This window comes from Streptomyces sp. NPDC087859 (genome assembly GCF_044742595.1).
In the GTDB taxonomy this organism is placed as follows: Bacteria; Actinomycetota; Actinomycetes; order Streptomycetales; family Streptomycetaceae; genus Streptomyces; species Streptomyces canus_F.
This window is the reverse complement of sequence record NZ_JBIUUU010000008.1, coordinates 210,851-223,330: the sequence shown is the minus strand read 5'-3', so window position 1 is coordinate 223,330 and position 12,480 is coordinate 210,851. Positions and strand designations below refer to the sequence as shown.

Sequence of the window (12,480 nt, the reverse complement as noted above, 5' to 3'; positions counted from 1 at the left end):
CCGCCGACGGGTCCGCGACGGCCTCTCACCCGAGGAGTGGCACCGCCGACTGCTTGACGTCCCCTACCGGGAGACCTGCACGTCGACGTCGGCCGCCCGCACGAACGCCACCCGGTGACCGAACTGGATCTCGTAGTAGAGATCCTTGCCGACCACGACCTTGTGCGAGTCCGTGGTGAACGTGACCGCGTAGTAGTACTCACCCGGCACCTTGTCACCGACCACGTACTTCTGGCCCTTGGGCAGCTTGTACGGCAGCGGCGACACCGCCTGCGCGGGCACTCCCGTCGGGTACGCGGAGGCCTCGGGGTAGGCGCGCCCGTACACCGGGACGCTCTCCACGCCGGCCTTGGGCGTCACCACCTGGCCCTTCGCGCTCACCGCGGCCGGGTCCTTGCTCGGGTTCCGGAACCAGGCCTTCTGACCCAGGTACCAGATCGCCGTCCAGTCGCCGTCGCGCCCGGCGACCGCGTACTGCTGACCGGTGGAGACCCGCGAGGAGATGTCGTTCACCCCGGTGCCCGGCACCGTGCCCAGGCCGATGTCCTTGATCAGGGGGTAGGTCGTGCCCGGACCGGAGTACAGGCGCACCTCGCTGGAGCCGTGCGCCGCGCACGGCTCGCCCTTGGTGACGCAGCCCGTGTACCCCGGCTGGTTGGTCGCGTAGTCGGGCCGGATCGTCACCAGCGCGGCCTGCTTGCCGCCGGCCGCCTTGAAGGGGCGGCCGAGCAGCTCGAAGTAGTGCCGCCAGTCCCAGTACGGCCCGGGGTCGGTGTGCATGCCGCCGACGGTGGCCGTGGTCGGGCCCGGCACATTGTCGTGGCCGAGGATGTGCTGCCGGTCCAGCGGGATGTCGTACTTCTTGGCGAGGTACTTCACCAGCCGCGCCGAGGAGCGGTACATCGCCTCCGTGTACCAGGCGTCCGGATTGGCCAGGAAACCCTCGTGCTCCAGACCGATCGACTTGGCGTTGACGTACCAGTTGCCCGCGTGCCAGGCCACGTCCTTGGCCTTCACATGCTGGGCGATATGCCCGTCGGTGGAGCGCAGCGTGTACTGCCAGGAGACGTAGGTGGGGTCCTGGACGAGGTTGAGGACGCCTTCCCAGGCGCCTTCGGTGTCGTGGACGACGATGTACTTGATGCTCTGTGACTCCGGCCGGTCGCCCAGGTCGTGGTTGCCGTAGTCGTTGTCGCCAAACTCCTCGTACGGCGCCGGGATCCACTCGCAGGACACCGACTTCGGGCACTCCGTCGCCCCGCTGTCGAGCGTCCGGAGACCGGCCCGCTTCATCGTGGAGGTGTCGGGGGCGACGTCCGGCCGGGCCGCCAGGGCGACCAGCTGGCCGGCGTCCGTGGCGCGTTCCTCGCCGGTGCGGATCACGTCGTACACGTCATCGGCGTAGGCCGCCGCCGTCGCGGTGTCGTCGGCGCCCGAGAAGCGGGACACCGCCGCGTACCAGTCCGCGGGGTCATCGCTGAGCGGTTCGCCGAGGCTCTTCTGCGCGTCGGCCAGGAGTGCGGCGCCGCCGGCGATGTTCGCCGCGGGATCGGTCCGCAGTTCCTCGGTGCTCAGTCCGGTCAGTTCCGCCGCCTTCGGCAACGTCGTGAGCCGGGCCGGGAACTCCGTCGGCGCCGGCACCTGCGTCTCGGGCAGCAGGGCCGCCCGGGCGCTGTCGCCGCGCGCGTCCTCCGTGCCCTCGCTGTGGTGCGGCGCCTCGGCGAGCGCGGTCCGGGCGTCGGTCAGGTGCATCGGGCCGTAGCCGCCGGTCACGCTCGGCGCCCCGGCGTGCGTGTCCCAGCGGGACTGCAGATAGGAGACGCCGAGGAGGACGCTCTGCGGGACCTCGTATCTGGCGGCCGCCGAGGCGAACGCCAGCTGGAGGCTGTTCGCCGAGGTCCGAGCGCCGGAGGGGGTCGCGCCGAGCAGGGGCAGCAGCAGCGCCGCGGTGGCGACCGCGCCGACGGCGGCTCGCGTATGTCTGTGCCCGGAGACGCTGGTCGGGTCGGATCCTCGCATTGCAGCCTCCTGGGACGGTCGGTCGCGATGAGCCGTGCGGGGCCGGTGTGCGTCAGTGGTACCGGCTGGCCGACGATCCGTCAATCATGCCCAGGGGAAGAAGAATTCCCTTGTCAAGCGGGTGTCCCGGGAGTTTCGTGGCGGCACCGTTCGGGCCTGCGGGGCGTCAGTGGCTTACACCATTGGGCCTTTTGCGAGGGGCCGTGCGAGGGCGGACATACGAAGGTCCGCGGTGCGCCGCTGTCTCGGGCGCGCCGCGGACCTTCGTCCCCGTCAGCGAGTGCCGACCGCCGCGCGTACGGCCCGTCGGGCCAGCTGGCAGTCGTCGTGCAGCCGCCTCAGCAGTAGGCGCTGCTCCTCGCCGGACGGCGCAGCACCAGGGTGGGCCACTCCCGGTGCCGCCGGGGTCGTGTCGTGCATCGAACGCTGCACGGCCGTTTCATAGGTACGGATCTCACGGGTCAGTACGAGCATCAGGTTCACCAGGAACGCGTCGCGCGAGGCCGGGCCCGCCGACTGCGCGATCTGGCTGATCTGACGACGGGCCACCGGCGCGTCTCCGAGCACCGACCACAGCGTCGCCAGGTCGTACCCCGGCAGATACCAGCCCGCGTGCTCCCAGTCCACCAGCACTGGACCGGCCGGTGACAGAAGGATGTTCGAGAGCAGTGCGTCGCCGTGGCAGAACTGTCCCATGCCCTGCCGGCCCGCCGTCGTCGCGATGCCGTGCAGCAGCTTCTGCAGGTCGCCCATGTCCCGGTCGGTGAGCAGCCCCAGCTCGTGGTAGCGGGAGATACGGGCCGCGTAGTCCAGCGGAGCGTCGAAGGTGCCCGCCGGAGGCCGCCAGGCGTTCAGCCGGCAGATCGCGCCGAGCGCCGCCCGGATGTCCGCCCGCGGCGGCGCCTCCGCCGGGTGCCGGTGCAGCGCCGCCACGCGTCCCGGCATCCGCTCGATCACCAGAGTGCAGTTGTCCGGGTCCGCCGCGATCAACCGGGGTACCCGCACGGGCGGGCGGTGCCGGACGAACGAGCGGTATGCCGCTATCTCGTGGCGGATCCGCTCGGCCCACGCGGGGGAGTGGTCCAGTAAACACTTGGCGACGGCCGTGCTGCGCCCGGTCGTCCCCACCAGGAGGACGGAACGACCGCTGCGGCGCAGCACCTGGACCGGAGCGAACTCCGGACAGATCCGGTGCACCGACGCGATCGCCGTACGCAGCTGCGCGCCCTGAGGGCCGGACAAGTCGAGTCTCCCGCTGAGCGGTTGGGTGCCGATCCCCGGAGCGCGCCGCGTCCTGCCGGCACCGAGCACGGGGGCCGCCGGGCGAGCGGGGTCGAGGTAGGGGCCGCTGCCCGCCGGGCGGGGGTGCAGCGGCCGGGGCGGGGCGGACACGGAGGACGATGCTGCGTACATGGGCGAAACAGATCCCTTCGTGTGCCTGCAGTGCATGTCTGCGCAATGCGCTACCCGGCCCGACCGCCCGAGGTGCACCCTGGGGAGTGCTCCCGTCATATGGCAGCGGCCGGGTCGGGGTGGCGCGTTCCTACCTGACACCCATGGCCCAGTGGCACACCATCTGGCGCACCCTGGCGAACCCTGGCGAATAGTCGCTCGGCATCTCCCACCGGGCTACTGTCAACTCAGCCGAGAACCTGGGGGCTTGACGTGAGCGGACAACCCAACACCCGACTTTCGGACCTGTTCGGCCTGGCCGGCTGGTCCAAGGGTGAACTCGCGAGGCTGGTCAACCGGCAGGCGGCGGCCATGGGCCACCCCCAGCTGTCGACCGACACCTCACGGGTGCGGCGTTGGATCGACACGGGAGAGATCCCGCGCGATCCGGTGCCCCGCGTGTTGGCTGCCCTGTTCACCGAGCGTCTCGGCCGTGTCGTGACCATCGAGGACCTCGGTCTGGTCCGGCACGGGCGTACGGGGAAACGGCAGGACGCCGGGAGTGTGGAACATCCCGACGGTGTGCCGTGGGCGCCCGAGCGGACCGCGGCGGTCCTCACCGAATTCACGGGAATGGACCTCATGCTCAACCGACGCGGCTTGGTGGGTGCGGGCGTCGCGCTCACCGCAGGCTCCGCACTCAGCAGCGCCATGCACGACTGGCTGCACTCCGATCCGGCCCTGACGGCCGACGCTCCCCGAATCGACGATCCCCTGCACGCCGACCCCGCTGGGTTCGACCGCTACGAGGCCGCCCCCATCGGATCTCAGGAGATCGAGGAACTGGAGCGTTCCGTCGAGGTGTTCCGGGCGTGGGACGCGGCTCGCGGCGGCGGGTTGCAACGCAAGGCCGTCGTAGGCCAGCTCAACGAGGTGGGCGGCATGCTCGCCTACCGACACCCCGACCATCTGCAGCGGCGCCTGTGGGGCGTCGCCGCCAATCTCGCCGTCCTCGCGGGCTGGATGTCGCACGACGTCGGCCTGGAGCCCACGGCCCAGAAGTACTTCGTCATCGCCGCCCATGCGGCCCGTGAGGGCGGCGACCGGCCCCGCGCCGGGGAGGCGCTCTCCCGAGCGGCTCGCCAGATGGTGCACCTGGGCCGGCCCGACGACGCACTCGACCTGATGAAGCTCGCCCAGTCCGGCTCCGGAGAACAGGTGCTGCCGCGCACCAGGGCGATGCTCTACACCATCGAGGCCTGGGCACAGGCGTCCATGGGCAAGGGGCAGGCGATGCGCCGCACCCTCGGACAGGCGGAGGACCTCTTCGTCTCGGACCAGGGCGACGTGCCACCGCCGAGCTGGATGCAGACCTTCAAGGAGGAGGATCTGTACGGTATGCAGGCCCTGGCCTACCGCACGCTGGCGGAGCACGAGCCGACCGCGGCCGTACACGCCCAGCACTATGCGGAGAAGGCCCTGGCCCTGCGGGTCGACGGACGGCAGCGGTCGAAGATCTTCGACTTCCTGTCGATGGCCTCGGCCTGCTTCATCGCGGACGACCCGGAACAGGCGGACCGGTACGCCCGGCTGGCCCTGGTGTCGATGGGGTCCAACTCCTCGCACCGCACCTGGGACCGGCTGCGCCAGATGTACCGGCTCACCGCCGAGTACTCCAGCTACCCGAAGATCTACGAGCTGAGGGAGGAGATCAAGCTGGCCCTGCCGAGGACGGCCAAGGGCGGCAAAAGCGCACGGGCATAGGGGGTTTGTGCGCTGGAACCCCGAATTCTCGGGCTGGGCCGTCGATTCTCAGCCGGTCACCTTGGCGATGAGCACGCAGGCGTCGTCCTCGCGCTCGGTCCCGCCGCACTCCTCCACGACCATCCGTACACAGTCCTGTGCGGTGCGCGCCTCGTCGAAGCGCGGGGCCAGGTCGAGGAGAAGGTTCACGGCCGCCATGCTGTCGTGCCCGGGCATCAGCCCGTCGGTGTGCAGCACAAGCAGGTCGCCGGCTTCGAGGGGCTCTTCGGCCTGCTCGTAGGAGGCGCCCGCGGTCGCGCCGAGCAGGACACCGTCCGGTGCGCTCAGCCTGCGCCCCGTCCCGTCGCGGAACAGCAGCGGGGCGGGGTGTCCGGCCTGCGCCCAGGCAAGTGTGCGGGTCTCGGGCCGGTAGCGGCAGCAGATCGCGCTGCCGAGCGCGGGCTGCACGGTGGCGTCGAGTAACTGGTTGAGCCAGGACAGCAGTTGTCCCGGCTGGGTGCCCGCCATGGCCATGCCGCGCACGGCACCCAGCAGGGTCGCCATGCCCGAGGTCACGGCGACGCCGTGGCCGGTGAGGTCGCCGACGCTGAGCAGCATGTCGCCGTCGGCGAGTTCGAGGGCGTCGTACCAGTCGCCGCCGATCATCGCGCTCGTCGAGGACGGCAGATAGCGCGCCGCCAGATCGAGGGTCTCGGGGCTGCGTTGCGGGAGCCGCAGGGAGCCGCGCCACGGCGGCAGCACAGCCTCCTGCAGCTCTACCGCGAGCCGGTGCTCGGTCTGCGCGCGGTGCTGGTGGTGCTGCAGCGAGTCACGGGTCTCGCTCACCACCCGTTGGCTGCGGCGCAGTTCGCTGACGTCCCGCAGCACGGCCCACATGGACGTGGTGCTGCCGTCGGCGTCGAGCACGGGCTCGCCCATCATGTGCACGGTGCGCACGGCACCGTCCGGGCGCGCGACGCGGAACTCCCCGTCGATGGGCTTGGCGTCGACGAGGCAGTCCGTGACCATCGACGTCAGCTTCGGCCGGTCCTCGTCGAGCACCAGGGACGGCAGTTCGTCGAGGGTGAGCGGGGGAGCGGCCGGGTCGCGGCCCAGGATCTGGTAGAGCTCGCCGGACCAACTGGCCTCGTCCGTCAGCAGGTTCCACTCCGCGCTGCCCACCCTGCTGAGCAGGGAGTCGCGCCGGGGGGCGGTCGGCGCGGTCCCGGTGGCGGGGGCCGGCTCGACCACCGCGGGCGCGGGTGGGCCCTCCCGCAGCTGGGCCAAGTGCTCGTCGAGGTCGTTGAGTTGGTGCAGCGCCAGGTCGTACAGCGCGCGCTGCCAGCGTCCCTGCGGGTCCGATCCGTCGTCCTGGGCGTCCCGTCGTACGGCGTGCACGTCGCCCTTGAGCCGTCGCGTCTGCGATATGAGCGCGTCGACCGAGCCGCCGCCTGGCGGCTGGGCGGCTGGGCGGTCCGCAGAGAGATGGGACGGCATGACGCGCTCCGATGCGGGGAGATACGGCCAAGGTTGAGGGAGGGACCGTTACGACTGTGGCACAGCCCGCGACGCCCTGTAAGGGATTCGGCAACACACGATACGGTGGTGCTTCTGGCATATGCCACAGTCTTCACGGAGGGGTTTCCCCGTGCGATTGGCGTACGTCGCCGGATGGGGCAAGTCGTAGTCAGAGTACGTGAGTTGACGGATCGGGAGAGCCTCGGGGTCGGCATTCATTTATGTGTTCGACGGCTCCCTGTTCTATGGGGTGCGGCAGGCGGGGATCGGGCCGTGCCGGGGCTCGCACACGGGGGCCGCGCTGACGGGTTCGGAGGGCGCGGAACCGCTCGGACCGCTTGATGCGTGATGTAGGTCACACTAATTGATGCGGGCTTCGGCGTAATGCAAACGGCATCTGCGAGGTCGTACAGACATCGGCAATACGGCCGACCTCCGACCCGTAGTGGAGACCGACCATGGACATCGACCTCGAGCAGTCCGCCCACGGCCGCCTGATCACCGGCGACGAGCAGGAACTGCCCGTCCCCACGACGCTCCGCTACACCTCCGCGGACCCGCTCGCGGTGCACCTCGACTTCCCGCCCGAGGTCGCGCTCGACGGTGAGGTGGTCAGCTGGACCTTCGCCCGCTCCCTCCTGGAGGCGGGGCTGCGCGGCCCGGCGGGCGCCGGGGACGTGCACCTGTGGCCATGCGGACGCGCCCGTACGGTGGTGGAGCTCCACTCCCCGTACGGGCTGGCCCTGCTGCAGTTCGACACCTCGGCGCTGCGCCGCTTCCTGCTGCGGACGTACGCGGTGGTCGCGGCCGGTGAGGAGGATCTGAGTGCGGAGGTGGACCGCGGTCTGAGCGCCCTCTTCGGAAGTGTCTGAGGGCGCTCCGGTGTCAGTACCGCAGAACTCCCGCGATCCCGCTCGCGTCGCCCAGCGTGCCGTCCGGGACGAAGCGGACCTCGGCGCCGGTCTCCAGACACTGCTCGACGATCTCGTCCACGATGTCCTCGCGGGCGTCGAGATCGCCGCTCATGGCGGGGACCAGGTGGTCGCCGCCCTCGTCGCGGACGGTCACCCGGTAGTTCTCCTCGACGGCCAGCAAGCGGACGCGGCCTTCCCTGGCGCTCTGCCACACCTCGTCGACGCCGGCCGCGAACGCCCGGCGACCGCGTGCCGTCTCCAGCTCGCGGGCCACGGCGGCGGTGTTCTTGCGGGCCTCGGCCTCCTGCAGAGGCCGTACGGTCTGCCACACCGCGTCCGGGGTGCCGTGCGCGAGGCCGCCGTGCGGGACATGGACGGCGTCCTTGGTGGCGCTTCCGACCTCGTCCAGCGCGGACAGCGCCGCGGTCTCGCCCGTGATGTAGAGCGGCCGGGGATCCTCTCGCAGGAGTCTGCCCATCGCGGTGTCGGCATCCCGCAGGAAGTGGCGGGTGTCCTCGTCGCGGAAGGTGCTCGGCAGGTCGCCGATCCGCTCCTGGCGCTCGGCGTCGAAGTTCTCCCGGCTCCTGGTCAGCGGGAAGCCGCCGGCGCGGTGCTCGGTGACCCGGTCCGTGCCGCCGTTCCACAGCGTGACCTGGTCGGCGGAGACCGAGAGCACCCAGAACGGCCGCTCGGAGGCCTGCGCGGAGACGAGATTGCGGGTCAGGAAGGTGTCCGAGAGGACCACGCGTTCGGGTACGGCGCGGGCCAGCGACCACACCTGGTGCTCACCCGGAGCGGCGAAGATCACCAGGCCGTCCTCGGCATGGGCCAGGTCCACCTCGGAGAGGGCCTGGTCCAGTTGTCGTTCGACATCGGCGCGCCGCTCCCGGCTGACCGCGGGATCGGCCTCCAACTGCTTCTTGGCCGCGGCCACGACATTGCGCAGCCGGACCGGGTCCTGGGTGTTCTCGGGCTCCCGGCGATGTGTCGGCGTCAGCACGGACACGGCCGGATAGGGGCGCGGGCGCCGCAGCTCTGTGAGGGTCGTGGGACTGAGTGCGTGCTCCATATCAGCACGATAGGACTGATTGCCGGATAGGGCATCAGGGGCAACCAAGTCGGGCATTCAGGGTAATTCGCTGCTAGCGTCGCTCGGGTCGCCGGATGACGTTCTCCGCATCACCGAGGGACGGCCCTGTGCCGCGCACGATGGTGGTGCCCCCACCGTCGTAGGACGCACATGACCCAGGCCGACGCGCAGACCCAGGCTCCCCCCGCCGCGAAGCTCTCCCTGCCGACGCTCACCACCATGGTGGTCGGCTCGATGGTCGGTGCCGGCGTCTTCTCCCTGCCCCGCAGGTTCGCGCAGGAGACCGGCGTCGCCGGTGCCCTGATCGCGTGGGCCGTGGCCGGTACCGGGATGCTGATGCTGGCCTTCGTCTTCCAGACGCTCGCGGTGCGCAGACCCGATCTCGACGCGGGCGTGTACGCCTACGCCAAGGCGGGTTTCGGCGAATACCTCGGCTTCTTCTCGGCGTTCGGCTACTGGGCGAGCGCCTGCGTCGGCAACGTGACGTACTGGGTGCTGATCATGTCGACGGTCGGCGCGATCGCACCCGCGCTCGGCGACGGTGACACCGTGCTCGCGGTGGTGCTCTCCTCCGTGGGGCTGTGGCTGTTCTTCGCGCTCATCAGCCGGGGCGTGAAGGAGGCGGCGGCGATCAACCGGATCGTCACGGTCGCCAAGGTCGTGCCGATCATCGTCTTCGTCATCCTCGCGCTCTTCTATCTCGAGCCGAGCGTCTTCGCCGACAACTTCGGCGGCGCCGACTACGCGGGTTCCCTGTTCAGCCAGGTCAAGGGCACGATGCTGGCCACCGTCTTCGTGTTCCTCGGCGTCGAGGGCGCCAGCGTCTACTCCCGGCACGCCAAACGCCGTGCGGACGTCGGCCGGGCCACGATCCTCGGTTTCCTCAGCGTCTTCGCGGTCTTCGCGTCGGTGACGATCGTGTCGTACGGCCTGATGCCGATGGAGGAGATCGCCGAACTGCGTCAGCCCTCCATGGCGGGGGTGCTGGAGCATGCCGTCGGCAACTGGGGCCAGGTCTTCGTCAGCGTCGGCCTGATCGTCTCCGTCCTCGGCGCCTATCTCGCCTGGACGCTGATGGCCGCCGAGGTGCTGTACGTGGCCGCCAAGGACGACGACATGCCGCGGTTCCTGAAGCGCGCGACCCCGGCCGACGTGCCGGTGCCCGCCCTCGTGATGTCCACGCTCCTCAGTCAGATCTTCCTCGTCATCACGCTGTTCTCGGACGACGCGTTCAACTTCGCCCTCGATCTGACCAGCGCGCTGACGCTGATCCCGTTCCTGCTGGCGGCCGCCTTCGCGGTGAAGATCGGCTGGGGCGGGCAGCGGGGGCAGTTGATGATCGCCGCGCTCGCCACGATCTACACCGCGTTCCTCATCTACGCGGCCGGGCTGAAGTTCGTCCTCGTCTCCTTCATCATCTACGCCCCCGCCACCGTGCTGTTCGTGATGGCACGCAGGGAGCAGGGCAGACAGCTGTTCTCGCCGCGCGAGTACGTCATCCTCGCCGTCTCGGTCGTCGGCGCGGTCCTCGGGATCGTCGCGCTGGCCCTGGGCTGGATCAGCCTCTGACCTCCCAGTCGTCCGGAAAGGTGCCCACCGTGACCAGTCAAGACACCCGTCCCGCCCACGGCGTCCACTCCGAGGTCGGCAGACTGCGCAAGGTGCTGGTCTGCGCCCCCGGGCTCGCCCACCGCAGACTCACCCCCACCAACTCCGACGACCTGCTCTTCGATGACGTCATGTGGGTGGAGAACGCCCAGCGCGACCACGCCGACTTCGTCAACAAGCTGCGCGAACGCGACGTCGACGTGGTCGAGCTGCACGACCTGCTCGCCCAGACCATGGCGGTGCCCGGCGCCCGCGACTGGCTCCTGGAGCGGAAGATCGTCGCCAACGAGGTCGGCCTCGGCCTCGTCGACACCACGCGCGCCTTCCTCGAGTCCCTCGAACCGGAGCGCCTGGCCAAGTACCTGATCGGCGGTCTCGCGACGACCGACCTGCCCGACGACTTCCGCACCCCCTACCTCGAACTCGCCCGGGAGTCGACCGGCGTACGCGAGTACCTCATGCCCCCGCTCCCCAACACCCTCTACACCAGGGACACCACGTGCTGGCTCTACGGCGGCCTCACGCTCAACCCGCTGTACTGGCCGGCCCGGCACGACGAGACGCTGCTGATGAAGGCGGTCTACAGCTTCCATCCCGACTTCGCGGGCTCCACCGTCTGGTGGGGCGACCCCGAACTCGACTGGGGGCAGGCGACGTTCGAGGGCGGCGACATCATGCCCGTCGGCAACGGCGTCGTCCTGATGGGCATGAGTGAGCGCACCTCACGCCAGGCCATCACCCAGGTGGCCGCGGCGCTGTTCCGGAACGGCGCCGCCGAGCACGTGATCGTCGCCGGCATGCCGAAGCTGCGCTCCGCCATGCACCTCGACACGGTCTTCACGTTCGCCGACCGCGACCTGGTCACCCTCTACCCGGCCATCATGGACGGCGTCCACACGTTCTCCCTGCGGCCCGGCGACAAGGCGCCGGGTGTCGAACTCGTCGACGAGGGCTCGACGCCCTTCGTGGACGTCGTGGCCAAGGCGCTCGGCCTGCCCGGCCTGCGGGTCGTGGAGACCGGCGGGGACGTCTACGCCTCCGAGCGCCAGCAGTGGGACAGCGGCAACAACGCGGTCGCGCTCGAGCCCGGCGTGGTGTTCACCTACGACCGCAACACGCAGACCAACACGCTGCTGCGCAAGGCGGGCGTCGAGGTCATCACCATCGTCGGCGCCGAGTTGGGGCGCGGGCGCGGTGGTGGGCACTGCATGACGTGCCCGATCGTGCGGGACCCGGTGGCGTTCTGACTAGCTCTTCGCGTCGATCACCGCGATGTTCCCCTGGGCCACCGCGCACAGCGTCTGCTTGCCGTCGGCGTCGACCGTGCTCACGTCGCAGCGGCTCACGACGCGGGTGCGGCCGGCCCGCACCACCTGGGCGTGCGCGCGCAGGATCGCGCCCGTCGCCGGGCGCAGGTAGTCGATGGTGAAGCCGGAGGTGATCAGGCCCGGCCCCACCACGGTCGCCGCGGCGAGCGTCAGCGTGTTGTCGGCCGCGTAGGAGACAACTCCGCCGTGGACGAAGCCGTACTGCTGGAGCAGGTCCTGCCGGATGTCCAGTTCGAGAGTCGCCTCGCCGTCCCCGAAGTCTGTCACGCGGGCGCCCAGGAGCCTGCTGAAGGGCTGCTCCGCGAGCACCTTCTGTGCGAGGTCCAGATCCATGGCCAGGCCCACCTCTCGCTCTCACTTCACTAGTGAAGTGAGGGTGGCGCGGCTCGGTGTCGTCTGTCAAGATCGGCCCATGGTCGAGCCGGATCAGCGCCTGTACTACCTGCTGCAGCGGGCGGCACACCGTCTGCGCACCACGCTGGACCGGCGCTGCCTCGCCGTCGCCGGCGTCACCACCGCACAGCTCGGTGCGCTGTTCGCCGTACAGGAAGAGCCGGGCATCACCCAGCAGCGGCTCGCCCACGCGCTCGGTCTGCGAGAGTCCGCCGTCACCGGACTCGTCGGACGCCTCACCACGGCGGGGCTGCTCTCGCGGCAGACGCACCCGAGGCAACACCGGGCCGTGGTGCTGGAGTTGACGGAGTCCGGGGAGGCGGCACTGGAGGCGGCCCGGCCCGAGATCGACCGCTTCAACGCCGAAGTGCGCGCCCTGCTCGGCGACGACGGCTTCGAACGGACCGCGGCCGCCATGGGCCGCCTCGCGCACTGGGAAGAGTGAGTCCCGGACACCCCCGATGCCCGGTCCGCG

At 70.4% G+C, this 12,480-nt stretch carries 10 protein-coding genes; 5 read left to right on the top strand and 5 right to left on the bottom strand.

From position 1 onward, the window contains the following. Positions 1-63 precede the first annotated feature (63 nt). Positions 64-2,019 carry an N-acetylmuramoyl-L-alanine amidase gene (locus ACIOHP_RS21175; protein WP_401889587.1) on the bottom strand — a complete coding sequence of 652 codons (1,956 nt, stop codon included), beginning with the start codon at positions 2,017-2,019 and terminating at the stop codon, positions 64-66. Positions 2,020-2,292: 273 nt separating this feature from the next. Continuing rightward, positions 2,293-3,432 (bottom strand): aminoglycoside phosphotransferase family protein, encoded by a 1,140-nt coding sequence (locus tag ACIOHP_RS21170; protein WP_401889584.1) that lies wholly within the window; start codon positions 3,430-3,432, stop codon positions 2,293-2,295. Between the two features lie 252 nt (positions 3,433-3,684). Between ACIOHP_RS21170 and ACIOHP_RS21165 the strand changes: the two genes are divergently transcribed. Continuing rightward, positions 3,685-5,175 (top strand): hypothetical protein, encoded by a 1,491-nt coding sequence (locus ACIOHP_RS21165; RefSeq protein WP_361544279.1) that lies wholly within the window; start codon positions 3,685-3,687, stop codon positions 5,173-5,175. 48 nt (positions 5,176-5,223) lie between these two features. On the opposite strand, the gene ACIOHP_RS21160 is transcribed toward ACIOHP_RS21165, so the two are convergent. Continuing rightward, positions 5,224-6,651 carry a PP2C family protein-serine/threonine phosphatase gene (locus ACIOHP_RS21160; RefSeq protein ID WP_401889582.1) on the bottom strand — a complete coding sequence of 476 codons (1,428 nt, stop codon included), beginning with the start codon at positions 6,649-6,651 and terminating at the stop codon, positions 5,224-5,226. Between the two features lie 479 nt (positions 6,652-7,130). Between ACIOHP_RS21160 and ACIOHP_RS21155 the strand changes: the two genes are divergently transcribed. Beyond that, entirely contained in the window at positions 7,131-7,544 is a 414-nt protein-coding gene (locus ACIOHP_RS21155) for an SsgA family sporulation/cell division regulator (RefSeq protein ID WP_361544285.1), read from the top strand. Positions 7,545-7,557: 13 nt separating this feature from the next. On the opposite strand, the gene ACIOHP_RS21150 is transcribed toward ACIOHP_RS21155, so the two are convergent. Then, positions 7,558-8,655 (bottom strand): chemotaxis protein, encoded by a 1,098-nt coding sequence (locus tag ACIOHP_RS21150; protein ID WP_361544288.1) that lies wholly within the window; start codon positions 8,653-8,655, stop codon positions 7,558-7,560. 171 nt (positions 8,656-8,826) lie between these two features. Here ACIOHP_RS21150 and ACIOHP_RS21145 point away from each other — a divergent pair, with 171 nt between their 5' ends. Further along, positions 8,827-10,245, top strand: coding sequence for a basic amino acid/polyamine antiporter (locus tag ACIOHP_RS21145; RefSeq protein ID WP_401889580.1), 1,419 nt, complete (start codon positions 8,827-8,829; stop codon positions 10,243-10,245). A 29-nt stretch (positions 10,246-10,274) separates the two neighbouring features. Continuing rightward, positions 10,275-11,531 carry an arginine deiminase gene (locus ACIOHP_RS21140; RefSeq protein WP_401889577.1) on the top strand — a complete coding sequence of 419 codons (1,257 nt, stop codon included), beginning with the start codon at positions 10,275-10,277 and terminating at the stop codon, positions 11,529-11,531. Here ACIOHP_RS21140 and ACIOHP_RS21135 read toward each other — a convergent pair whose 3' ends face one another. Next, the gene (locus ACIOHP_RS21135; RefSeq protein WP_401889575.1) at positions 11,532-11,945 is read right to left on the bottom strand and encodes a PaaI family thioesterase; all 414 of its coding nucleotides are present in this window, start codon (positions 11,943-11,945) and stop codon (positions 11,532-11,534) included. A gap of 79 nt (positions 11,946-12,024) precedes the next feature. On the opposite strand from ACIOHP_RS21135, the gene ACIOHP_RS21130 reads away from it, so the two are divergent. Beyond that, positions 12,025-12,450, top strand: coding sequence for a MarR family winged helix-turn-helix transcriptional regulator (locus ACIOHP_RS21130; RefSeq protein WP_401889573.1), 426 nt, complete (start codon positions 12,025-12,027; stop codon positions 12,448-12,450). Positions 12,451-12,480: the final 30 nt, after the last annotated feature.